This window comes from Oleidesulfovibrio alaskensis DSM 16109 (assembly GCF_000482745.1).
GTDB classification, from domain to species: domain Bacteria; phylum Desulfobacterota; class Desulfovibrionia; order Desulfovibrionales; family Desulfovibrionaceae; genus Oleidesulfovibrio; species Oleidesulfovibrio alaskensis.
The window spans coordinates 184,888-210,116 of the sequence record NZ_KI519495.1 but is presented as its reverse complement, the minus strand read 5'-3'; the positions used below and the strand labels follow the sequence as shown (position 1 = coordinate 210,116).

Here is a 25,229-nt window from a genome sequence, read left to right as displayed (position 1 = left end):
TGTTTGTCCTCCGGCAGCCGCTGTATGCGGCGGTGCCTGTTACGCGGCGCGGGGCCGCTAGCCTTCCCGGCTGAAGGGTACGCCCAGCGAAGCCGGTGCGCCGCCTCTGCCTCTGGTTTTGTCCAGCCGCATGACCACGATAAGCACCAGTATGGTTATCAGGTACGGGAACATGCGCAGCAGATTGACGGGAATGACTTCTATGCCCGTCGCCTGAAAATAAAATTGCAGAGCCGTGAGTCCGCCGAACAGCAGCGCGCCCAGAAACGCGCGGAACGGGTACCACGTGGCAAAGATGACCATGGCGATGGCTACCCAGCCCTGTCCCATGGTCATGTTTTCCTTCCAGCCGGGGGTGTAGGCGATGGAAAGATACGCGCCCCCCAGCCCGGCCATGCAGCCGCCGAAAAATGTGCAGAGATAGCGCAGCAGCACCACGTTGACACCCATGGCATCTGCGGAGCCTGCATCTTCGCCCGCGGCGCGTATTTTAAGGCCGGTGCGGGTGCGCAGCAGCACCCACGCTGCCAGCGGCAGCAGCACATAGGCTACATACACCAGCGGCGTGTGCGTGAAAAATATTTTTCCGACGACGGGGATGTCGTGCAGATAGGGAACGTTCCACACCTTCATGCGCAGGGCGGCCTTGCCTATGTATGCCCGTCCCAGAAAGCTGGCCAGACCGGCTCCCAGAATGGTGAGCGCCAGACCGGAAAGCGTCTGGTTGACGCGCAGCGTGATGGAAAAAAAAGCGTGTATCAGCGAAAAAAGTCCGGCAGCCAGCATGCCGCCGGCCACGCCCAGCCATACGTTTCCCGTGGCCAGTCCGGCGGCCACGCCGCATAGTGCGCCCACCAGCATCATGCCTTCAACGCCCAGATTGAGCACTCCGGAACGCTCGGCATAAATTTCTCCCAGCGCGGCAAACAGCACCGCCACCGAAGACTTCATGGCTATTTTTGAAATGAATACAATATCTTCAATCATGGTTGTTCCTGCACAGGACAGTCGTGCCTGCCTCTTTTGCCGTATCCGGAAACAGCATGCCGTCATGCATCGGTATTTCCGGCGGCAGCTGCGGGTGTAAAACGTATGTGGTAGCGTTGCACGGTTTCGCCCAGCAGAAAGCCGAACAGCAGCGCCCCTTCAAGTATGCGGCTGATGGATGCGGGCAGCTGCATGAACGAGGAAAGCTGTTCGCCTCCAACCAGAAAGACTCCCAGCAGGGCAGCGCAGGCAGGTACCCGCAACGGCTGCATGGATGCCAGGCAGGCCACGATGATGCCGTCAAAGCCGTAACCGGAGGCGAAGCCTTCCTGCAGGCGGTAGTGGATGGCGGAAACTTCGCCCATGCCGGCCAGACCGGCCAGAGCTCCGCTGATGCCCATGACCAGCAGTATGTTGCGGCCCACGTTCATGCCTGCATAACGTGCCGCCCGCGGCCCTGCGCCCATGACGCGGGTGGCGTAGCCCCATTTGCTGCGCCCCAGCATGACGGCCAGTGCTGCCGTGGCTGCCAGCGCCAGCAAGATACCGGCATGGATGCGCATGCCGAAAAGACGGGGGAGCATGGCTTGCTGCGGAAATGTCATGGTGCCCGGAAAACCAAACCCGCCGGGGTCGCGCCAAGGGCCGAAGTACAGGTGTTCCACTATGATTATGGCCACATAGTTCAGCAGCAGAGTGGAAAGAATTTCACTGACATCGGTCCAGACTTTGAGCGCTGCGGGGATAAGAGCCCACAGGCAGCCGGCGGCCGCGCCGCACAGAATGACAGCCGGCAGTACAGCCCACGGCGGCAGAAAAGGCGCAAGGTAGAGCGCCGCCCAGGTGGCGCCGATGCCGCCCATGACAAACTGACCTTCGCAGCCGATGTTCCACAGCTGCATGGTGGCTGCCAGCGCCACGGCAAGGCCGGTTAAGGTAAGAGGAATGGCTTTGACGGCCACTTCTGCCAGCCCGTAGCCCGACCCCAGCGCACCGCGCAGCATAAGGCTATACGCGGTAAGCGGATTGGCGCCGTACGCGCTGATTACCAGCGCTCCGGTGATGAAGGCTGTGGCCAGCGCCAGCAGCAGGGTGAGCAGATTGGGGTGGCGCAGCGGGGTATGACGTTTTTCCAGACGGATCATGCTGTTTCTCCGGACGGTGCGGCGGGCGCTGCGGCAGTGGAGCCGGCCATGAGCAGACCTATGCGCTCCACGGAATCGGCGTCCTGTGTATCGATGATGTCCATGAACCGGCCGCGGAACATGACGGCCACTCTGTCTGCCAGCGACAGGGCTTCTCTCAGGTCGCCGGTCACCAGCAGCACGGCAGAGTGGCGGCGCTGGGCCAGCATGGCCGACCACACGTCTTCCGTGGCTTTGATGTCCAGTCCCTGTGTGGGCTGTTCGGCAATGAACAGTGCAGGGTCATCGGCCATTTCCCGCGCCAGCAGCAGTTTTTGCAGATTGCCGCCGGAAAGGGTTCCGGCCGGTGTCCGCGTGCTGTGTGCCACAATTTCAAACCGGCGTACGGCCTGTTCCGTTTCTTCGTGCATATGGCTGCGGTCCAGCCACGGCCCGTTGCCCGCCTTGTCCAGACGGGTAAGAAAAAAGTTGTCGGCCAGTGTCATGCTGCCGATACTGCCGGTATGGTGTCTGTCTTCGGGAACATAGGAAAGTGAGCGCGGCCGGTGGCGGGCCCATGCCGCCGTGCTGTATGCGGTGCCGCGGTACCGGATGGTGCCGCCCGACGCCGGAGTACGTCCCGCCACGGCTGCCGCAAGAGCCTCCTGTCCGTTGCCCGCTACCCCCACAATGGCGAACACTTCACCTTTGCGCACACTGAAGCTGATGTCTGAAAAGCCCCCCAGCGGTGATGCCGCGGACAACCTGTGCACCTCGAAGACCACTTCACCGGCGGGCATTTCGGGCTTGTCCACGCGCAGCACCACTTCACGTCCCACCATCAGGCGGGCCAGTTCCAGCTTGTTGTTGATGCGTCCGGGCTCGCTGCCGGCCACGATGCGTCCGCGCCGCAGGATGGCGATGCGGTCGGCGGCTTCCATCACTTCATCCAGTTTGTGTGTGATGAACAGAATGCCGCGGCCGTCCGCCTTGAGCTTGCGGAAAACATCAAACAGCCCCGCCACCTCAGGCTTTGCCAGAACGGCCGTGGGCTCGTCGAAGATCAGTACCCGCGCATTCTGCACCAGCAGCTTGAGTATTTCGACCCGCTGCCTGCCGCCCATGGAAAGGTCGCGGATGCGGGCTGCCGGATCGACGTGCAGCCCGTAGCGTTCTGCCAGTGTGCGCATGTGCGCCACCACCTGCTTCATGGACAGGCGCCGGCCGCAGGCATCGGCTGCCAGCAGCACGTTTTCTGCGGCTGTCAGCGTGTCTACCAGCATGAACCGCTGGTAGACCATGCCTATGCCGCGCTGCATGGCCTGCGCCGGAGAAGAAAACTGCACCGGCTGGCCGTCAATGCGGATAGTGCCTTCATCAGGCCGGTAGCGGCCTGCAATGATGGACATGAGCGTGGATTTGCCTGCGCCGTTTTCTCCCAGCAGGGCCACTACCTGACCGGCGTGCACGGCAAGGTCGATGCCTGTGTTGGCACAGACAGGACCGAACCGTTTGCTGATTCCTTCGCAGGCAAGAAGCGGAGCATTCATGCTATTCCGGCTCCACCACGGGTTCGGGCAGCTTGCCCAGCCCGTATACGGGTGCGGGCAGCAGGGGCGATTGTTCGCCCTCGGTGGCGGCACAGAAAACCCCGGCAATGACCGGCGCCGGCATATCTTTCTGTCTGGCCACTTCTTCCAGTATGTCTGCCAGACTGAATATGGTGCCGCCGGACGAGACCACATCGTCCATGAGAATGAAACGTCTGCCGCGGGCCAGCAGGTTCATGTCGCGTTCGTACAGGGCCAGAAATTTGCCGCCGCTGGTGATGGATGATGCGCCTATCTGTATCACCGGCCGTCGCTGCGCCTCCATATGCGGCTTGATGCGGTTGTATGCCACCGCCACGGCTTCCAGCCCCAGTTCTTCGGCCACCACCTGTGCCAGCTGCAGGCCTTTTTCCACCACTGTCAGCATAACCACGTCGTCCATGGTGCCCACCACTTCACGCACTTTTGCAGCCAGCAGGCGCCCTAAGTCGCGGTTCAGGCGTATCTGCCCCACCAGATTGAGCGATGCTATCTTCAGCGTTCTGCCGTCGGCAGGCAGCCGCACCAGCGGCAGTTCGACGGCGTAGGGCAGACCTTTGACCTCCCAGCGGTATTTTTCACCGGAATCAAGACCTTGCAGAACGTCCATGGAGTCTCCTTGTTGCGCACGACAGCAGGGCAGCCCTATGCCATCCCCGTCTGGCACGCTGTGAAAGGTACGGAAACAGGAGACTCCGGGCCGCAATGCGACCCGGAGCCGGAAAACCGTTATGGCTGTTTCGACGCGGAGTTACTGCGGCAGATTGCCGCTTACTCCGTCAACGAAAACCATCATGCCCAGCAGGTCGGCGTCCGAAGCCTGCTGTCCTTCGGCAATGATGACCTTGCCGGACTGGTCTTTGACAGGGCCTGCGAATATGCGGTCGTTGCCTTTGGCAAGCTCATCGCGCAGCGCTTCCACTTTGGCCCGCACGTCGGCGGGAACATGGCTGCCGAATGCCGTCAGGCGGATGGCATCGTCGTCAAAGCCGCGCCAGTAGGAGCGGGCCTGCCATGTGCCGTCGAGAGCCGACTGCACGGTCTGCACGTAGTAGTTGCCCCAGTTGAATACGGTGGAGGTAAGAACACAGTCCGCGCCGTATTCTTCTGCGGGGCTGCCGTAGCCCACCGCGGGCAGGTCGCGGGCGCATGCGGCCAGCGAGCTTTCGGGGGTGTCGGCCATCTGGCGGATAAGGTCGTGGTCACGGTCGGCCAGTGTTTCGGCCAGCGTGGTTTCCTTGATGGGATCGGCCCATGATTTCATCCAGACCACGGTGTTCAGGGTGGATTTGTCATAGGCGATGCCGGCTTCTTCAAGCCCGCGGATGAGGCCCAGCGTAAAGGAGTTGATACCGCGGATGGGTTCGGGGATGGGGTGCGTGCCCACGGTGCCCACACGGGTGAACCCCATGAGCCCTGCGGTGTATCCGGCCAGATATTCGGCCTGATACATGCGTGCGAAATAGTTGCTCAGGTTCGGGCCCATCTTGTAGCCGGAGCAGTGTTCGAACTTGATGTCAGGGAAGTCTTTTGCAACACGCTCGATGGCATCCATGTGCGGAAAGCTGGTGCCGAAGATGAGGTCGTAGCCCTGCTGTGCATAATTGCGCAGCACGCGTTCGGCATTCTGGGGGCCCACGTTTTCGGTGTAGGCGATTTCAATCTTGTCGCCCAGAGCTTCCTTGAGCTGCTGAATGCCTTTGTAATGGGCGGTGTTCCAGCCGCGGTCGTCAATGGTGCCCAAAAGAGCGAAGGCTACCCGTAGTTTACCTTCGGCCATGGCGGGCATGGCGGCACACAACAGCAGCGTCACGGCTGCCAGAAAAGAGCAAATACGTTTGGTCATCTGTGTTTCTCCTCACGGGACCGTACTGTAGAAAATGGAATCGCCCGAAAGCGGGCGCAACAAAATATGAAAGCACCGTAACTGACCGTTGTCAATCTGCGCGGGCATGAAACCGGAAGGAGAGACCGCAATGCAGGGATAAATGTAGCATATGCAACATGTACGGCATGCCCGGTCAGCAGAGGCCGGGCCGGGGGCGGTCGGGCCGCCTCGTGTATGGTGTGCATGGCGCAGGCGTGCTTCGATACGGAATATAACTGCATTATGCACATTGTACGATGCAATAGTGAAAATATGCATATTGCACACGCAATATTGCATGTGATCAGCATGCGCATAGAATGATTTGCATCTGGCTGTATGAAAGGATGATGGCCGGTGATAAGAGCGATGATTACGGCATTATCAAGATGACGTATTCGGGTATTGCTTGGTAGGTGTTGCTGCGATGTATTATGATATTTGACACTCAAACAAAAATTTACTACCACGTATACTGCCCGTATCGTAATGTGCTGAAAGCAGACACGGCTGTTGTGGTCTGTCTGTGTTTCGGCCAGCTGATTTCAGGAGGTTGACGTGAAGCGTTTATTCGGGGTGACGTTGCTGCTTGTTTCCTTTTTGTGCCTGCCGGTTGCAGCTCAGGCCGACGCCATCAGATTCGGCGTGCCGCCATGGCCCGGTGTGACCGTCAAGTCGGAAGTGGTGTGCCAGATACTGGAAGCCATGGGGTACGACACCGTGCAGCTCGAAATAGGTCCCCCCATTATCTACAAAGGGCTGACAACTGACGACGTGGACGTGTGTGTGGCTGCGTGGATTCCTCAGCAGAACGAAATGTTTCTGCCGCTCAGAGACAAAAAGGCCATTGATGTTGTGGCGGTGAATATCGATGAAGCCGGTACCAGCCTGTGTGTTCCCTCCTATGTATGGGAAGCCGGTGTGCGTTCCATTGCGGACCTTGATGCCCGCGGCGAGATGTTCGACCGCACCATCTACGGCATCGAGGTCGGCAGCGGCATGCAGACCAGTACAGAGGAAATGATACATGACGATGTGGCGGGGCTGGGCGACTGGACACAGGTGAGCAGTACCACACCGGTCATGCTGCGGGCGGTGCAGGAACGCATACGGGCAGGCAAATGGGTGGTTTTTCACGGCTGGCAGCCCCACTGGATGAACTTTCAGATTGATATGAAGTATCTTGAAGGTGTCCCCGGTACTGAAAAGCTGGTCAGCGAAAGCGTGGTGTACACCATTGCCAGCAGGCAGTTTGCCACGCGTCATCCGCAGGTGCATGCCTTTCTTAAAAAGTTTTATGTGCGGGGAGCCACGCAAAGCCAGTGGATAAATGATTTCGGGTTCAGAAAGACGGCTCCTGAAAAAGTGGCTTCAGACTGGATTCGCGCGAATATTGACACGGTGGCAACATGGCTTGACGGGGTGACCGCCGCTGACGGCAGTGCCGGAATTGATGCCGTGCGTGCCGCTTTTAAGCGCTGATATTTTTTCCGCCGCCGCGGCATGGGGTCGCGGCGGCGGGTGCACACACGCAGAAAGGCCGCAGGCCCGTGTGTTTTTTGTGCCGGGCGGCTTCATTGCCAAGCCGCCGGCCGGACCCTGACAGGGAGGTCGGTTTGAGAAAATCGTTATTGTACATTGTATTGCTGGCATGTTGTGTTGTTCTGCCGTTGCAGGCACAGGCTGATACCGTGCGTTTCGGCGTGCCGCCGTGGCCCGGCGTGACGGTGAAGACAGAAGTCCTCGCCCAGATTATCGAAGCCATGGGGTACGATACCGAGCAGTTGGAGGTGGGTCCTGCCATTGTGTACAATGGTCTGACCACCGGCGATGTGGACGTGTATGTGGCGAGCTGGATTCCTCTGCAGAATGAGATGTTCAGACCGCTGAAGGAAAAAAACGCCGTTGACATCGTCGGAGTGAACCTTGACGAAGCAGGGGTGAGTCTGGCCGTGCCCACATATGTGTGGGAAGCCGGAGTGCGCTCCATAGCCGATCTTGATAAGTATGCCGATAAATTCGATCATACCATTTACAGCATTGAAGTCGGCAGCGGCATGCAGGTTTCCACCGAGCAGATAGTCAAAAATGACGTGGCAGGACTGGGCGACTGGAAAATGCTGTGCAGTCCCGTACCGGCCATGATCCGCGCCGTGCAGGACAAGGTGCGTGCCGGCGAATGGGTGGTGTTCCACGGCTGGCAGCCTCACTGGATGATATATCAGATGGATATGAAATTCCTTGAAGGCGTGCCCGGTACGGAAGGTCTGGTGAATAAAAGCACTGTGTACACGCTGGCAAGCCTCGACTTCAGAGATCGCTTTCCTCAGGTGCACAAATTCCTTGCCAACCTGTATATCAAGGGAGCCACGCAGAGCGAGTGGATCAATGAATACGGGTTTAAAAAGCGCAAGCCCGCCGATGTGGCCCGCGACTGGATAGGTGCCAATCTGGATACCGTGGAAACATGGTTGAAGGGCGTAAATGCAGCTGACGGCACCCCGGGCATTGACGCGGTGCGTGCCGCCTTTTCCTGATGCTGCACAGCAGTGCAGGCGGCCGCGGGACAGGTTCTGCTGTCTTTGGCGGCCCCGGCAGGGGCTGAATGTGCTCTGTTTCCTGCACCCGATGGTCTGTGCACTATGAAAACGATGAAGCCCGGCAGCATGCTGCCGGGCTTCAGACTGCTGGCAAGCCCTCGCCAAACGGCGGGGGGGTTCTTATAATGTTGCCATGTTGAAAGCACCCCAACATCAGCAAATCAAAATGGAATTTATCTCGATAGAGAAATTGGTTCCCAAGAACTATTGTACCCTTCCCCTAAAATAGGACCGCGCATGGTAGAGATTTCTGGCAAACTGCCCTCAAGGGGACGGCAATGCAGAAATCTCGATTCACGGAAAGTCAGGGCCATTCTTTTTCGGGGGGATTACCATAGGGCTGGAAAACAGTTTTTCAACGAAAAAAGGACTTGGCACTATTCAATGCTAAGTCCTTAATTTTTCTTATGGTGGGCAATACAAGATTCGAACTTGTGGCCTTCAGCTCCGGAGGCTGACGCTCTATCCAACTGAGCTAATTGCCCGAGAACCACATCTCCTAAACTTACACTTGCTTTCTGTCAAGAAATAACTGACATGAAAGCTCCCGGATGGCACGCAGAAAAGAATGCAGGGGCCAGCGTGCCGGAACATATTGATTTTCTACAATGTTGCATAATTCCGGCCGATGTGTCCATGAATCTCTGGCGTGTGCTGCACAATTTTGCTAAAAACGCTCTTCTGGAACCGCGGCCGGTTGCGCGGAGATATCCGGCTGCAGGATAAACCGGACAGGAACAGCCATGAAACGATTTATTGTAGGCGTTTCCGGCGCAAGCGGCATGCCGCTTGCCGTGACGTTGCTAAATGCCCTCACATGGGCCGCGGATGTGGAAACGCATCTTGTGGTGTCGCGTGCGGCGGAAAAGGTGCTCACGCTGGAATCGGGAATTTCCGTTGACCAGTTGTATGCTCTTGCCGATGTGCGGCACGACCCCGAAGATGTGGGCGCCGCCCCCGCCAGCGGTTCATGGCGGCATTCCGGCATGGTTATCTGTCCGTGCAGCATGACCACGCTTGCCGCGGTAGCCAACGGCATAGGGTCCAACCTTATTCACCGTGCGGCGGATGTGACGCTGAAGGAAAACAGGCCGCTGATTCTGGTGCCGCGCGAGACGCCGCTTGGCAGAGTGCATCTGCGCAACATGCTGGCCGCGCAGGAAGCCGGGGCGGTTATCATGCCGCCGTGTCCGGGGTTTTACAGCCGGCCCGAAAGCATACAGGACATACTGAATCATCTTGTGGGCAGGATGCTTGATCATCTGGGCATCGAGCACGACCTGTGCCGCCGCTGGGGCGGTTTGCCGGCCTGACAACCAGACAACGGGAAGGAGACGTTTTCATGCAGCATCTGCTTACGTGGCATGGCCACGCCAATTTTCAGATTGCCACAGAGGGCGCCAACATTCTGATAGACCCTTTTTTCGAGGGTAATCCTTCCGCTGCCGCGGCGTGGCAGGGCATAGCAAAACCCGACCTTGTGCTGGTCACCCACGACCACGGCGACCATGTGGGCCAGACCGTGGAGATATGCCGTGAAACGGGCGCCATGATGGGTGCCATAGTGGGTACGGCTGAAAAGCTGGCCGCTGCGGGTGTGCCGCAGCAGCAGGTGCTTAACGGCATCGGGTTCAACATCGGCGGCACAGTGCTGCACAACGGTGTGGCCGTGACCATGACGCAGGCGTATCATTCTTCGGAATCCGGCGCGCCTGCGGGGTATATCCTTACGCTGCCCGACGGCTTTACCATTTACCACGCCGGTGACACGGGTATTTTTGCCGGTATGGAACTGTGGGGGCGTCTGTATTCCATTGATGTGGCGCTGCTGCCCATCGGCGGGGTGTTCACCATGGATGCCAAGCAGGCCGCGCTGGCGTGCCGTCTGCTGCGTGCGCGTTCGGTGGTGCCCATGCACTGGGGCACGTTCCCCGTGCTGGAGGGCAATACGGCGCGTTTTAAAGAACAACTGATGAATTTTGCTCCGGACTGCCGCCTCTTCGACATGAAGCCCGGAGAAACCCTGACGCTGGAAACCGCGTCAGAAGGCTGTGCCTGCGACTAGCAGGGTTCTCATGCGTGCGTCTGGCATCGTGCGCCAGAGAAACACATCGGCGGTAATAAGATGGATTGGGTAGTCTACCTGCTGGCCTGTGCCGACGGTACGCAGTACTGCGGCGTTACCACGGACATGGATCGACGCCTTGACGAGCACAATCGGGGCTGCGGCGCAAAATACACGCGTTCGCGGCGTCCTGTTTCACTGCTTGTCAGCGCCTCGTTTCCTGACCGGAGCACAGCGCAACGGGTGGAATGGAAAGTAAAGAGGCAGCCCTCCGGCAAAAAAAGGGCGTTTCTGCTTGCAATGGCAGAAACATCCGGCTCTGCCGCAGCGTTGTCATAACGCGATGCCGAAAGACGCATGGCAAGGAAACATACAAGATAATGGTTGAAAAACTTCTTTTCGCAGATCTTCCCCTTTCTAAGGAAGTGCTGCGCGCGATACAGGACATGGGCTTTGAGGAGGCGTCTCCCATCCAGACGATGTCCATCCCGCACATACTGGCGGGTAAGGATGTGGTCGGACAGGCCCAGACAGGCACGGGCAAGACTGCTGCGTTCGGCATTCCCATTCTCGAGCGCATTGACCCCCGTGATAAAGCCACGCAGGCCGTGGTGCTGTGTCCTACGCGTGAACTGGCCATTCAGGTGGCCGAAGAAGTGACTACACTGGCCCGCCACAAGCGGGGCATCAGTGTTGTTCCCGTATACGGCGGACAGCCCATCGAACGGCAGGTCCGCGCTCTGCGCCGTGGTGCGCAGGTTATCGTGGGTACGCCGGGCCGCGTGATGGACCACCTCGACAGAGGAACCATGGACATCAATACCGTGAAAATGGTTGTGCTGGACGAGGCGGACGAAATGCTCGATATGGGCTTCCGCGATGACATTGAATTCATTCTGGGCAAGATGGAGCAGGAAGTACAGACCGTGTTCTTTTCCGCCACCATGCCCCGCGCCATTCTGGATATGGCGCAGCGCTACCTCAAGGAACCGGAGTTCCTGAAAGTCACCCAGAAGCTGCTTACCGTGCCCAGCATCGAGCAGATATACTTCGAGGTGCGTCCTTTCCAGAAGCTGGAAAGTCTGTGCCGTGTGCTGGACGTGTATAATCCCAAGCTGACCATCGTGTTCTGCTCCACCAAGGTGGGCGTGGACGAACTGGCAACCAATCTGCAGGCCCGCGGATATGATGCCGACGGACTGCACGGCAACCTGAATCAGGCCCAGCGCGACAGGGTGATGAACCGCTTCCGCAAAGGAAACATTGATATTCTGGTGGCCACCGACGTGGCTGCCCGCGGTATTGATGTGGAAAACGTGGAAGCCGTGGTCAACTACGACATACCCAACGATGTGGAAAGCTATGTGCACCGTATCGGCCGTACGGGCCGTGCGGGCCGTGCGGGCCGTGCATTCACCTTTGTGTCCGGCCGCGAATTCTACAAGCTGCGCGACATCAAGCGCTTTACCAAGGCGCAGATAGCACAGCGTCAGGTACCCTCGCTTTCCGAAGTGGAAAATGCCAAATCCACCCAGATGCTCAATGAAGTGACCAACCAGATACGCACCGGCGGTCTGGAGCGCTACATAGAACTGGTGGAAGGCATTATCGGCGAAGAGTTCACCTCTGTGGAAGCTGCCGCCGCCCTGCTGCGCATGATGATGCACCGTAACGCAGGCGATGCCGTGACCGAAGAGCAGAAGTTCGGTGATACCGGTGCCCAGCCGGGCATGGTACGCCTGTTCTTTAACGTGGGCCGCAAAGCCCGCGTGACGGCACGTGACTTTGTGGGGGCCATTGCCGGAGAAACCGGCCTGCCCGGACGGATGATCGGCTCCATAGATATCTATGACCGGTTCACGTTTGTGGAAGTGCCCAACGAGTTTGCCGCAGAAGTGCTTGCAGTGATGAACGGCAACCAGATACGCGGCAACAAGCTTGCCGTGGAACCTGCCAGCCGCCGCTGAGCACCGCCGCATCAGTGCTGAGTATACCGCCCGCTCCGGACTTTCCGGAGCGGGTTTTTTTGCGGGCGGGGCCGATGTTCCGGCACGACGGAATGCCGACGTGCTCAGCGGACAACGGTGAAAACCGGTTCAGCTGCTGCGGGGGCAGTAGCGTTGCCACCCCATCAGCTGCGCGGCGCCGGCAATGGTGGTGCCGTAAAACAGAACAGGTTTTTGCGGAGTGTGCTGCAGAAAGTCCCCTATGCTGTTGTTGGCCAGTGTGGTGCCGGTAACCAGCAGCAGGTCGGCCCATGCCAGTGCGTCCTGTGCCGTATCGGCACCTTCTATGCCGATGCCTCTGCGTTCCTGCCCGATGTTGTCCGGATCAAGATCCACAACACGCAGGGGCAGCACTCCGGCCAGACTTTCAATCATGGCGGGCTGCATGCCGGCCAGCGTCACACGGCACCTGCCGTAACGGCGTATGATATGGGCCGGAAGATCCCGTGCACAATCCTTGGGGCCGCAGTCCTTGCAGTGCACGGTGTTTGTGACACACTGCTGCCAGCGCAATACGGCATTGAGCACAGAGACGAATACCGCCCGCTGGAAGTTGCCGTCCAGCGGCAGCGCGGCCACCTGTGCCAGTGTGCCGCTGAACGTACCGTAGCTGTCTGTGAATGCCTGTCCGCGCGCATGGCGGAAGCAGGCTTCCATGAGTTTTTCCTTGCCTTTCTGGATGGGAAAGTCGCTGCGGCCGGGATTGCCGATGGCCTGCTCTACGCTGAGCGGACCTGCGGTCACGCTTACCGGATCGTCCATAAGACCTTGCTTGTGCCACGCGGGAACAACCTGATTGCGTAATGATTCAAGAATGCTGGGCATAGAGTCCTCCTATACTGCCGAAAGCCGTCTGAGCATGAAAAAGATGGCGAGCGAGAAAAAACCGATGATGGCCGACAGCACCATGGCCCGCTCGAATTCGCCGCTGAACACGGCATTATATATTTCCAGAGACAGCGTGTTGGTTTTGCCCACAATATTGCCGCCCAGCATCAGGGTGATGCCCACCTCGCCCAGCGAACGCCCCAGCGCAAGAAACCAGCCGGAAAGCACGCTGCGGCGCACATTGGGCAGCAGGACAAGCCAGAACACCTGCCATTCGTTTTTGCCGAGCACGCGCGCTATTTCGGCCAGACGCCGCACATCGCCGCGCAGCGCAGCCTCCACCGGCTTGACCATCAACGGCAGACCGGCAATGAATGCGGCCAGTACCACACCGTAAAAGCTGAAAATAATATCTACCGGCAGCATGCTGCCCACCATGCCGTTTCTGCCGAGCAGTAAAAGCAGTACAAAGCCTGTGGCAATGGGAGGAAAGACGAGCGGCAGCGTGGTGAAAAAGTCAACCGTGCCGCGCAGCAGCCCCGGAGGTCCGGAAAGATAGCAGGCCAGCAGAACACCGCAGACAAGATGCAGCAGACCGGAAACCGCAAGCGTTTTTGCGGTCAGCAGTACCGGTCCCGCGGTTTGCGGTTGCATCAGAATCTCTGCCAGAGGCATGAGCTACAGTCCGTTGGCGGTGATGACGGCACGGGCCTGCGGTGATTCCAGAAAGCCCATGAATGCGGCGGCCTGTTCCGCCGAGGGTGCTGCGCGCAGTACTCCGGCCATGATAAGCACAGGCGTATGTGCAGTTTCATCCAGCACCACATACCCGCCAAGCTTGTCCGCCACATTCAGTGCGTGAGTCAGGTTCATGAACCCGTAATCCACTTCTCCTGCCGCAAGGTATGAAAAAACCTGCGGAACTGTGGCCACCTCTATCAGTCTGGGAGCGATGTCGGGCAACCTGCCCGTGGAAAGCAGAAACTCGCGTGCAGCAATACCGTAAATGGCTTTGGCCGAGTCCGGCAGGGCGATGCGGGTTGCTCCGGGGTTGTCCAGCACCGCGGCGGAGTCTGCCGTTTTGCCCGGAGCGGCAGCCAGCACCAGTCTTCCGTGACCGAGTGTGTGCCGGCGGGTAAAATCCAGTTCCGCCCCGTGCAGGTAGGTGCTGTCGCCCAGCACCACATCCACCTGCCCGCTCTGACGGGCCAGTGCGGTTACGCGGGCCATGTTGCCGTACACCAGATCAACCTTGATGCCGGTCTGCAGGGTGAATATCTCTGCCAGTGCATTGACCATTTTTTTGTATCCTGCACCCGATGCCAGTACTATGCCGTCTGTTTTTTCCGGCTGGCCGGATGCGGCGGCACCGGACGGCATGGCGGAAACGATCAGACACAGACAGAGCATCCATGCCGCCGGCAGTGAGTGAAAAACGGAACATCGGCGAACAGGCATACACACCTCCGGTCATGCTGCAGGACGGAAAAAAACAACGCAAACAGCGCATGGGCTGATGCGGTTATAAACGTCTGTAGACAGCACGGGGCGGGGTGACAATGCGGTCACGAAAAAAATAAAATGCGTGACAGAATATGAGAAAACAGATGGCAGGTTGCCGCAGACTGAGCGTGTGCGGCAGCTGTGGATAAGAAAACCGCAATGCGGTCAGGCTATGTGCAACAGCGGCCGGTGCCGTGCGGTTGCGGTTCAGGTCAGCTCGCGTGCCAGCCGCCCCAGATCGCGCAGTGCTTCTTCCATTCTGGGGTTCCAGATACCGCAGCATGACAGCCTGATATAGTTTGAAAAGCGGTCACGGGTGGAAAATATTGAGCCGGGGGCAATGCCCACACGGCGGGCCCGGGCTTTAAAAAACAGCTCAACGCCGTTGACGGCGGCAGGCAGTTCCACCCACAGTACACCGCCGCCGCGGGGGCTGGTTACACGCGTTCCGTCGGGAAAGGCGGAACCGATGCATTCATGCATGGCGCATATCTGTGTCTGAAAGGCGGAGCGCAGTTTTTTCAGCTGTCTGTCGTACAGCCCCAGCCGCATGAATTCGCCGACGGCTGCCTGCGTGGGGGTGGCGCAGCACACATTGGTGGTTGCCTTCACCTCCAGAGCTTTTTCCATAAAGCGGCCGGGCAGCATCCATCCGGCGCGGTATCCCGGTGCAATGGTTTTTGAAAACGAAGAACAGAACACAACAAGCCCTTTTTTGTCATACTGTTTGAATGACGCAGGGCGCTGCGCATCGAAGTGCAGATCAGCGGACACATCGTCGTCAACCAGCGGGATACCGCGTGCGGCCAGTATGTCGACAATCTCGCGTTTGGCTGCGTCGGGCGTCAGCGCTCCGTCGGGGTTGTTGAAGTTGCCTGAAAGAATGCAGGCGGCCACCTCAAACGTGGAAAGCGCCTTGGTGAGGTCTGCCGGGTTTATGCCGTGCTTGGGGTCGGAAGGAATTTCCACAGCACGCAGGCCCAATGTTTCGAGCAGCTGCAGGAAACAGTAGTATGTGGGCGACTGGATAAGTACATTGTCGCCGGGACGGGTGAGTACCCGCAGCGCGATGTACAATGCTTCCATGGCGCCTGTGGTGGCCACCACCTCGGAAGCGCGTGTGGGCATGCCGTCTTCGCAGGCGCGCTTTGCGATCTGCCTGCGGTATTCCGCATTGCCTGCAATGGTTTCATACGCTACGCATTGTTCCGCATTGCGCCGGCTCAGTTCAGCCAGTATCTGCCCCAGCTTTTTGCCGGGCAGCAGCGAAGGGTCGGGGCTTACCACGCCGAAAGGAGCCATCTGCGGATTGCCCACGGCTTCAAGCACGGTGGCAATAAGCCGGCTGCGGTTTGCCTCGCGGGGTTCTTCCTCTTCTGCCGGAGCGCTGTGCGGCACAGGCAGAGGGCTGGGCAGCGTGCGCACATAATAGCCCGACCTCGGGCGCGATTCCACAACCCCGCGACGCTCAAGCTCTTCGTAGGCATGGCACACCGTTGCCAGGCTGGCGCTCAGCGTGCGCGCCACAGCCCGCAGAGAGGGCAGGCGGGAACCCGGCGGATATTGCTTGGAATCGATGAGACGCAGGACGTGCTGCTCCACTTCATGGTATCGGAAGGCTTCGCGGCGGGGTGTTTCCATTATTCTGTACTTATCGAATTTTGTAAAAACTGTATCTGTTCTGAAAATTGTATCTGTGTTTGAATTGCTCCGTCAAGCTGAGAATGCCGGTGTGGTGCGCCCTGAACGGGGCGGCAGACGGCAGAGGTTGTAATCAGAGAGGAACTGGCAATGAGTGAATATGAGTGTGCAGCAGGGCAGCGGGCAGAGACGGGCGCTGCTGCCGGTCCGCAGGGGGCCGCTGCCGCGGTGCGCGCGGGACGGGGTATGCGCCGTGCCGTGCCCATTGTGCTCGGATATCTGCCCGTGGGGTTTGCTTTCGGTGTGCTGGCGGACAAAACCGGTCTTTCACCGCTGGAGGCGGTGTTTATGTCCACCGCGGTTTTTGCGGGTTCCGCACAGCTGATTGCCGTAGGTATGCTGGCCACGGCGGCCGGAGCCGGTGCAGCCATGTTTTCGGTGGTGCTTACCACATTTGTGGTCAACCTGCGGCATCTGCTTATGGCGGCATCGCTGGCTCCGTACCTGCGCCGCTGGTCACGGCCGATGCAGGCACTTTTTGCTTTTCAGCTGACTGACGAAACTTTTGCCATGCACGCGGTGCATTTTCAGAGCAGTAAAGCCGGGAACGGCGTTGCAGCTTTGCAGAGCGAGTATGTGCCGGACAAAGCGGAAACACTGGGGCTTAACATGACCGCGCAGCTGGGATGGGTTGCGGGTTCTGCTCTGGGAGCGCTGTTCGGCGGGCTGATAGGTGATGTGAAGCCTCTGGGGCTTGATTATGCGCTGCCCGCCATGTTTGTGGCGCTGCTGGTGGCGCAGGTGCGCGGCAGGCTGCATGTGGTGGTGGCGGTGACTTCGGCTGCTGTTTCCGTGGGGCTGGCGTATGCGGGGGCAGGTCAGTGGAATGTGATTCTGGCCACGGTGTTTGCCGCCACGCTGGGCACGGTGCTGTCAGGGCGCGGCGGCGGGCCGGTTGTGTCACAACGCAGATCAGCGGAGCCTGCGGCGGGACCTGCCGGCACGGCGTCAGCAGTGCAGACCCGCGGGGCTGCCCGGGATTGCGCAGAACACATGTCTGCACCGGAGGAGTAACTATGAATGCTGATGTTTTCGCGCTGATTCTGGGCATGGCCGCAGTTACGTATATTCCGCGGCTTGTTCCCGTGTGGCTGCTTTCTTCGCGCAGTCTGCCGCCCGTTGTGGGCCGCTGGCTCAGCTTTGTGCCTACGGCGGTACTTTCCGCCCTGCTCATGCCGGCACTGGTTCTGCGCGAGGAGCATTTCGACATTACCGGTAACATTTACTTCTGGGCGGCGCTGCCATCATTTGCCGTGGCAATGCTGACCCGCAGCTTTTTCGGCACGGTGGCCGCAGGCATGGCCACCGTGGCGGCCGCACGCTATTTCGGGCTGGCCTGAACTTGTCCGGTTTCAGGCTTCCGGCCTGCAGGGTTGCTCCGCAACGCCCCGTCTCCGGCCAGCTGACGCTCTGACGGCTGCGGGGCATGACCGGGCCGGACAGCCTGCGCAAGCCGTGTTTGCCGGTTGATAACTTCCGGTACGGCATTGTTCCGGCCGGTATGTCCTGTCAGGAAAAGCTTGTGGACGGGCAGCAGGGCCGTCTCTTGTTTCAAGGTGCATACCGGCTGCAGCCGGGGCACATACCGGCCACAGCCGCAGCGTGTGCCCTGCGGCCCAGGCGTTATTGCACCATCGGTATTTTAGGGACTCTGAAGGCCACCTCGGTGCCTTCTCCGGGGCGGCTGTGGATGTTCAGCGTATAGCGGGGGCCGAAAATCTGCTCCAGCCGCTGTCTGCAATTGGTTACGCCGATGCCGGAGGAATGGGAGTCGGTCTGATGGCGGGCAAGCAGTCTTTGTACCTGCTGTTCGTCCATACCCACACCGTTGTCGGCAACGCGTACGGCCAGTTCGTCGCCGTCTCTGCCCACCTGCAGGGTGATTACGCCGCCTTCTTCACGCCGTGCAATGCCGTGCCGTACACCGTTTTCCACAATGGGCTGGATTATCAGCGGCGGGATAGGCCAGTCGGTGCAGTCCGGTTCTATGGTCACATCCACTCTTACCCTGTCGCCGAACCGTGCCTGTTCAATGGCAAGGTACGAGGCCACCTGCTCAAGCTCTTCGTACAAGGGGACAAACCCCCTGCTGCTGTCGAGGCTGCGACGCATATACCTTGAAAGGTCAAGCAGCAGCTCGCGCGCTTTGTCAGGGTTTGTCCGGCAGAAAGAAGCGATGGTATTGAGCGAGTTGAAAAGAAAGTGCGGGTTTATCTGCGCCTGCAGTCTGCGGATTTCTGCATGGGCCAGCATGCGCGCTTTCAGATGAATGTCTTCCAGTTCCAGCTGGGTGGAAAACAGTCCGCCCAGCCCTTTGGCGATTTCAAAGCGGATACTGTCCAGCGGCTCGCTCTGGCTGCCGTAAAATTTGAGCGTGCCGGTGACTGTATCGCCTTTGCGCAGGGGGATGATAATGGCGGAGTTGAGCGGACAGCCCGGATGTCCGCAGGCAATCTGCCGTTTGCCGCTGAGAAATGTCGGCTGACCGGAATGCAGTACACGTCGTGTGGCTTCGGTCTGGATGGGTTTGTCCACCAGATGATGTGTGTCGCCTGCTCCTATGTGTGCCAGCACGGTTTCCGTGTCTGTAATGCTCACAGCGGCCAGGGGGATGTTGTCGTAGATTATGCGCGCCGTGGCGGCAGCCGTATCTCTGTTAAGACCGCTGCGCAGATGGCTCACCGTCTGGTTGGCAATGGAAAGAATCTGTTCCGCATGGCTTGATTCGCGGCGTTCACGCCCTTTGGATACCAGATTGATGATTTGTACAAACAGTGCGGCGCCCAGCGAGTTGACCACAATCATGGGCATGCCGATGACTTTGACCAGTTCCACCGCCTGCGGAAACGGGCGCGACAGAGCCAGCACCAGAATCATGTGAACGGTTTCGCCTACCAGACCCAGCATGGCAGCCAGCCGCCAGTCCATGCTTTCCTTGACCCGCCATGCCACCAGCCCGGCAAAAAGCCCTTCGAGCACGGTGGCAAGACCGCACGGCAACGCGCTGAAGCCGCCGGGGTCGATGATGTTGCGGTGCAGTCCCGCCATGAGTCCGGCACCCAGTCCCACGGCCGGTCCGCCGAACAATCCTGCCGTTATGACAGCCATGGCCCGCAGGTTTGCCACTGACTCAAAGATGGCGTTACCGCTGTAAGTCCCCAGAATGCCGAATAACCCGAAAAAAAGAATACAGAAACTTTTTTGCAGGGGTGAATTGGTGTCGCGGCGCAGTTTCTGCACGGGACTGATGGACAGCAGCATAAACGCTCCGGCAACCATGAGGCCGAAACGCTCGATAAGCGTTATGAGCAGAATGCCCGTTGTCATGCTGTTTCTCCGCTGCGGCAATACGGGGCGGTCACCGCTATCAGACCAGCCCCAGCCGTTCCTTGAAATCTTTGACCCTGCTGCGGTTGACGGTGATTTCTGTCTGGCCGGGGTCGCTCATGACAATGTTGTATTTGCCGTGCATCCATGGCGAAAATTCGCGGACATGCTGCATGTTGATCAGTTCTCCGCGGGTGGCGCGGAAAAAATCATGCCCGGCGAGTTTCTCTTCCAGCTTTTGCAGATTTGTCACGCCGTGGCACGGAGCCATACCCTCGGTTGTGTGTGCCCAGATCCGTTTGCCCTGAGCCTGAATGAAAAAAACCTCATCAGGCTGCAGCAGCACAATGCGCCCGCCGCGTTCCACTGCTACCCGCGTGAGCACAGTGCGCCTGCCCATCTGTTCAAGCAGTCTGCCAAGACGGATGTCGTCATGCAGCGGCGGAGCGGTCTGCGTCCGGCTGTCCTGCTCCTGTTCCGTGCGGGCAGCCAGAGCTTCGCGCACACGGTCAAGGCTTTTGGCCAGCCGCTTTTCCTCTATGGGCTTAAGCAGGTAGTCCACGGCATTTTCATCAAAAGCGCGGATGGCGTACTGGTCGTACGCAGTGGCAAAAACAACAAGCGGAGGTTCGGGATAATCCAGCAACTGCTCCACAACATAAAAACCGTTGTGGCCGTACATCTGGATGTCCAGAAACACAAGGTCGGGCTTCTGCTGCGCAATAAGCGCAAGCGCCTGCTCCGCGGAATCCGCAGTGCCGGCTACCTGCACATCTGCAAAGCGGGAAAGCAGATAGACCATCTCATCCCGTGCAGGCGGTTCATCATCCACAACGATGCAGCGAATTGTCATGCATCTGACCCTAATGCCGGTGCTGCAGCTTGTCCATAGGGGCCGGTAACGGTGTGCCGCTTGCCCGCGGCGTGGGCGCGGTGTACACACACCCGAGTTGTACTCTTTATCGGAGGATTACATGAAACGACTGTTGAAAAATCAAGGTGCCTTCTTAGGTGCCATGTTGATGGCCGCTGTGGTTGTTTTGTCTGCTGCACCGCAGGCGCGGGCGGCAGCCGAACAGGACCGGCTGAAAGACATGGTGCGCGAGGTTCTGCGCGATAACCCCGGGCTGGTTATGGATGTGCTGCGGCAGAATCCGGAACAGGTGCTGGATATCGTGCGTGACGGTAACAGAATTGCCAGAGACAGAGCCATGCGTGCCCAGTGGCAGGCCGATATGACACAGCCCAAGCAGGTAAAACTGGACGGGCGTCCCGTGCGCGGGCCGCAGGATGCTCCGGTGACCATTGTGGCATACTCGGATTTTACCTGTCCCTACTGCGCTCAGGCTGCCGGCACCGTGGCCGCTCTTATGGAGCATTACAAAGGCAAGGTGCGGTTGGTTTTTAAGCATTATCCTTTAAAATCACATGATAATGCCGAAACAGCTTCACGCATGTTTGTGGCTGCCGCCATGCAGGACGAAGCAAAAGCATGGGCGTTGTACGACGCCATGTTTGTTGAGCGGGCCCGCGTGATAAAGGAAGGCAGTGCCTTTATTTCTGCCAAAGCCGCAGAACTGGGACTGGATGCCGCACGGCTTGCGCGTGACGCGCAAAGTGACGCGGCAACACGAATTTTGCGCGAAGACAGACAGGAAGCCGAAAACCTTGGGCTGGAAGGAACCCCGACATTTCTTGTGAATGACATCGTCGTGCGTGGCTCGCTGCCTCTGCCACAGTTTGCGGATGCCGTGGATATGGCCTGGGCAAAAGCCGCCGGTCGCTGAGCCTGCCGGTAGACGTAACGGGAATGACTCCCCTGTCTGTGAAAAATGACCGGAAACCTTTTTGAATATGTCTCCGGCGGGCAGTGAGATGATCTCCCTGCACCCTCAGTGCACGCGCAGGGCGCGGCCCGGTCTCGGTTGCAGCGCGTTGTGCTGCTTCCCCGCCAAACGGCCTTCAGCGTACGCCCCGGACAGTCAGCCGAGCGCGGCAGAAATCGCGCCACGGGGGATGCAAGGGGAATCATTCCCCTTGCCCGTCGGAGACATAAAAGCCCTTGAAGCATAAGCAGCCTCCGGCGGGCAGTGAGATGATCTCCCTGCACCCTCGGTGCGCACGCATGGCGCGGCCCGGTCTTGGTTGCGGCGCGTTGTGCTGCTTCCCCGCCAAACGGCCGTCAGCGTACGCCCCGGACAGTCAGCCGAGCGCGGCAGAAATCGCGCCACGGGGGATGCAAGGGGAATCATTCCCCTTGCCCGTCGGAGACATAAAAGTCCTTGAAGCAAAAGCAGCCTCCGGCGGGCAGTGAGATGATCGCCCTGCACCCTCGGTGCGCACGCATGGCGTGGCCCGGTCTCGGTTGCGGCGCGTTGTGCTGCTTCCCCGCCAAACGGCCTTCAGCGTACGCCCCGGACAGTCAGCCGACCGCGGCAGAAATCGCGCCACGGGGGATGCAAGGGGAATCATTCCCCTTGCCCGTCGGAGACATAAAAGTCCTTGAAGAATAAGCAGCCTCCGGCGGGCAGGTGCTGTTGCACAAACAGAAAAAGGGCGCACATGCGCCCTTTTTGATGGAAGAACTATCCGTAGCAGCGGACGGGGATATTCCCGTGCAATGGCCGCAGAATACGGACCGGCAACTGATTAATGTGCCACTTTACCCAGAAATTCGCGCAGGCGCGGATTGCTGGGGTTATCAAAGAATTCCGAAGGAATGTTTTCTTCCTGAATGCGGCCCTGATCGATAAAGATGACCCGGTCTGCCACTTCTTTGGCAAAGGCCATTTCGTGTGTGACCACGACCATGGTCATTCCTTCCGCGGCAAGGCGTTTCATGACGTCCAGTACTTCGCCCACCAGTTCAGGATCCAGCGCCGACGTAGGTTCGTCAAACAGGATGACTTTGGGCTGCATGGCAAGGGAACGCGCAATGGCCACGCGCTGTTTTTGTCCGCCCGAAAGCTGTTCGGGGTACGCGTGCGCCTTGTCAGGCAGTCCGACTTTTTCCAGTAGTTTCTGGCCCAGTATTTCGGCTTCCTGCCTGGGCATTTTGCGTACTTTCACCGGACCTATGGTTACGTTCTGCAGCACGCTGAGATGCGGAAACAGATTGAATTGCTGAAAGACCATGCCTGCTTCTGTGCGCACATAGTTGATATCGGTATCTTCGGCGTACAGGTCAAAACCGTCCACCTTGATACAGCCTGAAGATATTTCCTCAAGCCGGTTGATGCAGCGCAGGGCGGTGGATTTTCCCGAACCGGAAGGCCCGATGATGACGACGACTTCGCCCTGCCGCACGGTCAGGTCGATGCCTTTAAGCACTTCCACGTTGCCGTAGCTTTTGTGCAGATCTTTTATTTCAATCATGGGTTTCATGGGTGTCTCCTTTCGGCTCAGCGGCTGGTGCGGGCATTGAGTTTGCGTTCGTACATGCGCAGCACCTGCGACAGAGTCAGGGTCATGCACAGGTACATGATGGCAACGGTAAGCCACACCTCGAACGCCCGGAAGTTGACAGCGATGATTTCCTGTCCCTGACGGGTCAGCTCGCCCACCCCGATGACAACCAGCAGCGAAGTGTCCTTCAGGCTGATGATGAACTGGTTGCCCAGCGGCGGTATCATGCGTTTGAACGCCTGCGGCCAGATGATATACAGCATGGTCTGCAGATGTGTGAGCCCGATGGAGCGCCCTGCTTCCATTTGTCCGGTGTTGATGGACTGGATGGAACCGCGCACTATTTCTGCGATATAGGCACCGGAGTTTACCGCTATGGCCACAACGCCGGCAGTGACGGGAGGAATGCGGATGCCGAGAACCAGAGGCAGGCCGAAGTACAGAAACATGACCTGTACGATAAGCGGTGTGCCGCGGATGGCTTCGACATAGGAAACAGCTACAGCGTTGCACAGACGGTTGCGGGATATACGTCCGAGGCCGACCAGGGTGCCGATAATAAAGCCGAAGACAAGACCAAGCACCGTGATGATGATGGTGAGCTCAATGCCGTCCCACAGCAGGGGGGCGGTATCCAGCATCACTTCGGGTTTGAATTGAAAAGCCATAAAACCTCTTGTTGTGCGCCCGGGTGAGTGTGTCGCATCCGCATGGCGGTGCATGAAAAACGGCATAGGGATGGCGCGCGCCATCCCTATGCATGTCCGGGCGGTTATTATTTACAAACTGTAAAGACTACTTTTTTGCAGGGGCGTAGCCGAACCACTTGATGTACAGTTTTTCGTACGTGCCGTTTTCACGCAGCTTTTTAAGCGCAGCGTCCACTTTGGGCTTCAGGTCGCTGCCCTTGGGGAAAGCAATGCCGTAAGACTGCCCCTGATACAGGGGGCCCACAACTTTAACCTGACCTTTGCCTGCTTTCTGGGCAAAGTCTTTGACCACGGGCATGTCAAAAATAACTGCATCGGCACCGCCGGAAAGCAGTTCAAGGAACATGGCGTCGTTGTTGGGGTACAGCTTGATATTGTCTTTGGGAGCAAAACCGGCGGCAAAGTCTGCGCTGGAAGTGGCCAGCTTGGTGGAAATGACTTTGTCTTTCAGGTCTTCGATGCCTTTGATGTCGTTATTGTCGGCACGGACAAGAATAACGAGACCTGAATCGTAGTACGGGTCGGAAAAATCAACTACTTCCTGCCGTTCGGGCTTGATGGTGATGCCGGCGATGCCTGCATCAAAAGTGGCACTCTGCAGACCGGGAATGATTCCGTTGAAGTCGTTGGGCTGGAAGGTGTATTCCACACCGATTTCGCTGGCGATGGCCTTCCACAGTTCGATGTCGAATCCGGTGTAGTTTCCGGTTTCGTCTTTGAACTCGAAAGGTTTGAAATTGGTGTCGTGCGCAACAACGAGCTTCTGCGCCCATGCGTTGGCCGAAAGAAGCATAACAAGAGCAAAAGCTGCCAGAATAACGCGCTTCATGATGAACCTCCTGGATGGGTGAGTCCCGGCATTCCGGGTATACATGTGCCGGTCCGGTGCAGGTACCGGCCGAGTGACGGGAAACAGTAGGCTGTGCTCAGCCAAATCGAGATACCGTAGCCTTTTAGTCCCCGAAAATCAATATTTCGTGGCTCCCGAGTTCATTTTGGCTCATGTTTTTTTCAAGCGGATTGCGGCCGGTATCTCTGTTTTTTGCCTGACAGAAGTATCATCACGTGCAGAAAAGCAGACCGCAAAAGTAGTCAAAAAGGGTCGTTTTCGGACGCCCTTATTTTGTTTTCATATGTATAAAAAACAACAAAAATTTCAGAAAAGAAAACAGAAATCGGCTTCTGAAGCAGAAAACTTATGGCCTGCTATTCAGAACGGGTATTCCGTAATTGTCCGTAATGTGCCGGTTGGATGCTGAAACAGGTTCGGCAGCGTGCTGTTTTTCAAGCGCAACGAGTTTTATTTTCCCTCGATTTCACACCGGACACTGTTCGTTTTACGGGTATCAGGCGATGCCGGAACTGCTCCTGCGGCAGATGCAGTATGCCGGGAAAAACGGATAGCCCCTGCTGCCCGCCGGAGGCTGCATTGTCTCGGGGGTTTTTGTGTCTCCGACGGGCAAGGGGAATGATTCCCCTTGCATCCCCCGTTGTGTGATTTCTGCCGAGGTCGGCTG

At 58.4% G+C, this 25,229-nt stretch carries 23 protein-coding genes and 1 tRNA gene; 9 read left to right on the top strand and 15 right to left on the bottom strand.

The annotated features are described in order from the left end of the window. Positions 1 to 57: 57 nt before the first annotated feature. The 5 genes from H586_RS0116350 to H586_RS0116330 all read right to left on the bottom strand — a co-directional run bounded on the left by H586_RS0116350 (position 58) and on the right by H586_RS0116330 (position 5,546). Complete coding sequence (locus H586_RS0116350; RefSeq protein ID WP_011366307.1) at positions 58 to 987, bottom strand: ABC transporter permease; 930 nt, start codon at positions 985 to 987, stop codon at positions 58 to 60. A gap of 62 nt (positions 988 to 1,049) precedes the next feature. Next, on the bottom strand, positions 1,050 to 2,132 hold the full coding sequence (locus H586_RS0116345; RefSeq protein ID WP_011366308.1) for an ABC transporter permease: 1,083 nt from the start codon (positions 2,130 to 2,132) through the stop codon (positions 1,050 to 1,052). After that, entirely contained in the window at positions 2,129 to 3,661 is a 1,533-nt protein-coding gene (locus H586_RS19635) for an ABC transporter ATP-binding protein (protein ID WP_034619576.1), read from the bottom strand. Before H586_RS19635 ends, H586_RS0116345 begins: the two co-directional genes overlap by 4 nt. A gap of 1 nt (position 3,662) precedes the next feature. Next, entirely contained in the window at positions 3,663 to 4,310 is a 648-nt protein-coding gene (locus H586_RS0116335; RefSeq protein WP_011366310.1) for a phosphoribosyltransferase family protein, read from the bottom strand. A gap of 141 nt (positions 4,311 to 4,451) precedes the next feature. Further along, positions 4,452 to 5,546 carry a BMP family ABC transporter substrate-binding protein gene (locus tag H586_RS0116330; protein ID WP_027182556.1) on the bottom strand — a complete coding sequence of 365 codons (1,095 nt, stop codon included), beginning with the start codon at positions 5,544 to 5,546 and terminating at the stop codon, positions 4,452 to 4,454. Positions 5,547 to 6,125: 579 nt separating this feature from the next. Between H586_RS0116330 and H586_RS0116315 the strand changes: the two genes are divergently transcribed. Together H586_RS0116315 and H586_RS0116305 are read left to right on the top strand one after the other, a co-directional pair. Continuing rightward, complete coding sequence (locus H586_RS0116315; protein WP_027182555.1) at positions 6,126 to 7,049, top strand: ABC transporter substrate-binding protein; 924 nt, start codon at positions 6,126 to 6,128, stop codon at positions 7,047 to 7,049. 134 nt (positions 7,050 to 7,183) lie between these two features. Beyond that, positions 7,184 to 8,104, top strand: coding sequence for an ABC transporter substrate-binding protein (locus tag H586_RS0116305; RefSeq protein WP_011366313.1), 921 nt, complete (start codon positions 7,184 to 7,186; stop codon positions 8,102 to 8,104). 471 nt (positions 8,105 to 8,575) lie between these two features. On the opposite strand, the gene H586_RS0116300 is transcribed toward H586_RS0116305, so the two are convergent. Continuing rightward, positions 8,576 to 8,652 (bottom strand) — tRNA-Arg (locus H586_RS0116300). Positions 8,653 to 8,910: 258 nt separating this feature from the next. Here H586_RS0116300 and H586_RS0116290 point away from each other — a divergent pair. The 4 genes from H586_RS0116290 to H586_RS0116275 are packed head-to-tail and all read left to right on the top strand — an operon-like array spanning position 8,911 to position 12,199. After that, positions 8,911 to 9,480, top strand: coding sequence for a UbiX family flavin prenyltransferase (locus H586_RS0116290; RefSeq protein WP_011366315.1), 570 nt, complete (start codon positions 8,911 to 8,913; stop codon positions 9,478 to 9,480). A 29-nt stretch (positions 9,481 to 9,509) separates the two neighbouring features. Then, the gene (locus tag H586_RS0116285) at positions 9,510 to 10,232 is read left to right on the top strand and encodes a metal-dependent hydrolase (protein WP_011366316.1); all 723 of its coding nucleotides are present in this window, start codon (positions 9,510 to 9,512) and stop codon (positions 10,230 to 10,232) included. A gap of 60 nt (positions 10,233 to 10,292) precedes the next feature. After that, positions 10,293 to 10,571: a GIY-YIG nuclease family protein gene (locus tag H586_RS0116280; protein WP_011366317.1), complete on the top strand. Its 279-nt coding sequence runs from the start codon at positions 10,293 to 10,295 to the stop codon at positions 10,569 to 10,571. Positions 10,572 to 10,612: 41 nt separating this feature from the next. After that, complete coding sequence (locus H586_RS0116275; protein WP_027182553.1) at positions 10,613 to 12,199, top strand: DEAD/DEAH box helicase; 1,587 nt, start codon at positions 10,613 to 10,615, stop codon at positions 12,197 to 12,199. A 129-nt stretch (positions 12,200 to 12,328) separates the two neighbouring features. Here H586_RS0116275 and H586_RS0116270 read toward each other — a convergent pair whose 3' ends face one another. The 4 genes from H586_RS0116270 to H586_RS0116255 form a co-directional block, all read right to left on the bottom strand. Continuing rightward, positions 12,329 to 13,063, bottom strand: coding sequence for a Rossmann-like domain-containing protein (locus H586_RS0116270; protein WP_027182552.1), 735 nt, complete (start codon positions 13,061 to 13,063; stop codon positions 12,329 to 12,331). A 9-nt stretch (positions 13,064 to 13,072) separates the two neighbouring features. After that, entirely contained in the window at positions 13,073 to 13,741 is a 669-nt protein-coding gene (locus tag H586_RS0116265) for a molybdate ABC transporter permease subunit (RefSeq protein WP_011366320.1), read from the bottom strand. A 3-nt stretch (positions 13,742 to 13,744) separates the two neighbouring features. Beyond that, positions 13,745 to 14,524, bottom strand: a complete 780-nt coding sequence (gene modA, locus H586_RS0116260) for a molybdate ABC transporter substrate-binding protein (protein WP_034619573.1) — start codon at positions 14,522 to 14,524, stop codon at positions 13,745 to 13,747. Positions 14,525 to 14,776: 252 nt separating this feature from the next. Further along, positions 14,777 to 16,210 (bottom strand): aminotransferase-like domain-containing protein, encoded by a 1,434-nt coding sequence (locus H586_RS0116255; RefSeq protein ID WP_011366322.1) that lies wholly within the window; start codon positions 16,208 to 16,210, stop codon positions 14,777 to 14,779. A gap of 150 nt (positions 16,211 to 16,360) precedes the next feature. On the opposite strand from H586_RS0116255, the gene H586_RS0116250 reads away from it, so the two are divergent. Then, positions 16,361 to 17,284 carry an AzlC family ABC transporter permease gene (locus tag H586_RS0116250; protein WP_027182550.1) on the top strand — a complete coding sequence of 308 codons (924 nt, stop codon included), beginning with the start codon at positions 16,361 to 16,363 and terminating at the stop codon, positions 17,282 to 17,284. A 2-nt stretch (positions 17,285 to 17,286) separates the two neighbouring features. Next, positions 17,287 to 17,610, top strand: coding sequence for an AzlD domain-containing protein (locus H586_RS0116245; RefSeq protein WP_027182549.1), 324 nt, complete (start codon positions 17,287 to 17,289; stop codon positions 17,608 to 17,610). A gap of 283 nt (positions 17,611 to 17,893) precedes the next feature. Here the strand turns inward: H586_RS0116245 and H586_RS0116235 are convergent, their stop codons facing one another. Both H586_RS0116235 and H586_RS0116230 read right to left on the bottom strand, forming a co-directional pair. Then, positions 17,894 to 19,597 (bottom strand): LytS/YhcK type 5TM receptor domain-containing protein, encoded by a 1,704-nt coding sequence (locus H586_RS0116235; protein ID WP_027182547.1) that lies wholly within the window; start codon positions 19,595 to 19,597, stop codon positions 17,894 to 17,896. A gap of 40 nt (positions 19,598 to 19,637) precedes the next feature. After that, entirely contained in the window at positions 19,638 to 20,450 is an 813-nt protein-coding gene (locus tag H586_RS0116230; protein WP_011366326.1) for a LytR/AlgR family response regulator transcription factor, read from the bottom strand. Between the two features lie 121 nt (positions 20,451 to 20,571). On the opposite strand from H586_RS0116230, the gene H586_RS0116225 reads away from it, so the two are divergent. Beyond that, on the top strand, positions 20,572 to 21,384 hold the full coding sequence (locus tag H586_RS0116225; RefSeq protein WP_011366327.1) for a DsbA family protein: 813 nt from the start codon (positions 20,572 to 20,574) through the stop codon (positions 21,382 to 21,384). Between the two features lie 862 nt (positions 21,385 to 22,246). Here H586_RS0116225 and H586_RS0116215 read toward each other — a convergent pair. The 3 genes from H586_RS0116215 to H586_RS0116205 form a co-directional block, all read right to left on the bottom strand. After that, positions 22,247 to 22,981 (bottom strand): amino acid ABC transporter ATP-binding protein, encoded by a 735-nt coding sequence (locus H586_RS0116215; RefSeq protein ID WP_011366328.1) that lies wholly within the window; start codon positions 22,979 to 22,981, stop codon positions 22,247 to 22,249. A gap of 17 nt (positions 22,982 to 22,998) precedes the next feature. Next, positions 22,999 to 23,670, bottom strand: a complete 672-nt coding sequence (locus H586_RS0116210) for an amino acid ABC transporter permease (protein ID WP_011366329.1) — start codon at positions 23,668 to 23,670, stop codon at positions 22,999 to 23,001. A gap of 127 nt (positions 23,671 to 23,797) precedes the next feature. Beyond that, a complete protein-coding gene (locus tag H586_RS0116205; RefSeq protein ID WP_011366330.1) occupies positions 23,798 to 24,541 on the bottom strand; it encodes a glutamine ABC transporter substrate-binding protein in 744 nt (247 codons plus the stop codon). Between the last annotated feature and the right edge of the window lie 688 nt (positions 24,542 to 25,229).

What these genes read in the sequence shown, in the direction of transcription:
- H586_RS0116350 (WP_011366307.1), bottom strand. Translation starts at nt 987, where the DNA reads ATGATTGAAGATATTGTATTCATTTCAAAAATAGCCATGAAGTCTTCG.
- H586_RS0116345 (WP_011366308.1), bottom strand. Translation starts at nt 2,132, where the DNA reads ATGATCCGTCTGGAAAAACGTCATACCCCGCTGCGCCACCCCAATCTG.
- H586_RS19635 (WP_034619576.1), bottom strand. Translation starts at nt 3,661, where the DNA reads ATGAATGCTCCGCTTCTTGCCTGCGAAGGAATCAGCAAACGGTTCGGT.
- H586_RS0116335 (WP_011366310.1), bottom strand. Translation starts at nt 4,310, where the DNA reads ATGGACGTTCTGCAAGGTCTTGATTCCGGTGAAAAATACCGCTGGGAG.
- H586_RS0116330 (WP_027182556.1), bottom strand. Translation starts at nt 5,546, where the DNA reads ATGACCAAACGTATTTGCTCTTTTCTGGCAGCCGTGACGCTGCTGTTG.
- H586_RS0116290 (WP_011366315.1), top strand. Translation starts at nt 8,911, where the DNA reads ATGAAACGATTTATTGTAGGCGTTTCCGGCGCAAGCGGCATGCCGCTT.
- H586_RS0116285 (WP_011366316.1), top strand. Translation starts at nt 9,510, where the DNA reads ATGCAGCATCTGCTTACGTGGCATGGCCACGCCAATTTTCAGATTGCC.
- H586_RS0116280 (WP_011366317.1), top strand. Translation starts at nt 10,293, where the DNA reads ATGGATTGGGTAGTCTACCTGCTGGCCTGTGCCGACGGTACGCAGTAC.
- H586_RS0116275 (WP_027182553.1), top strand. Translation starts at nt 10,613, where the DNA reads ATGGTTGAAAAACTTCTTTTCGCAGATCTTCCCCTTTCTAAGGAAGTG.
- H586_RS0116270 (WP_027182552.1), bottom strand. Translation starts at nt 13,063, where the DNA reads ATGCCCAGCATTCTTGAATCATTACGCAATCAGGTTGTTCCCGCGTGG.
- H586_RS0116265 (WP_011366320.1), bottom strand. Translation starts at nt 13,741, where the DNA reads ATGCCTCTGGCAGAGATTCTGATGCAACCGCAAACCGCGGGACCGGTA.
- modA (WP_034619573.1), bottom strand. Translation starts at nt 14,524, where the DNA reads ATGCCTGTTCGCCGATGTTCCGTTTTTCACTCACTGCCGGCGGCATGG.
- H586_RS0116255 (WP_011366322.1), bottom strand. Translation starts at nt 16,210, where the DNA reads ATGGAAACACCCCGCCGCGAAGCCTTCCGATACCATGAAGTGGAGCAG.
- H586_RS0116250 (WP_027182550.1), top strand. Translation starts at nt 16,361, where the DNA reads ATGAGTGAATATGAGTGTGCAGCAGGGCAGCGGGCAGAGACGGGCGCT.
- H586_RS0116245 (WP_027182549.1), top strand. Translation starts at nt 17,287, where the DNA reads ATGAATGCTGATGTTTTCGCGCTGATTCTGGGCATGGCCGCAGTTACG.
- H586_RS0116235 (WP_027182547.1), bottom strand. Translation starts at nt 19,597, where the DNA reads ATGACAACGGGCATTCTGCTCATAACGCTTATCGAGCGTTTCGGCCTC.
- H586_RS0116230 (WP_011366326.1), bottom strand. Translation starts at nt 20,450, where the DNA reads ATGACAATTCGCTGCATCGTTGTGGATGATGAACCGCCTGCACGGGAT.
- H586_RS0116225 (WP_011366327.1), top strand. Translation starts at nt 20,572, where the DNA reads ATGAAACGACTGTTGAAAAATCAAGGTGCCTTCTTAGGTGCCATGTTG.
- H586_RS0116215 (WP_011366328.1), bottom strand. Translation starts at nt 22,981, where the DNA reads ATGAAACCCATGATTGAAATAAAAGATCTGCACAAAAGCTACGGCAAC.
- H586_RS0116210 (WP_011366329.1), bottom strand. Translation starts at nt 23,670, where the DNA reads ATGGCTTTTCAATTCAAACCCGAAGTGATGCTGGATACCGCCCCCCTG.
- H586_RS0116205 (WP_011366330.1), bottom strand. Translation starts at nt 24,541, where the DNA reads ATGAAGCGCGTTATTCTGGCAGCTTTTGCTCTTGTTATGCTTCTTTCG.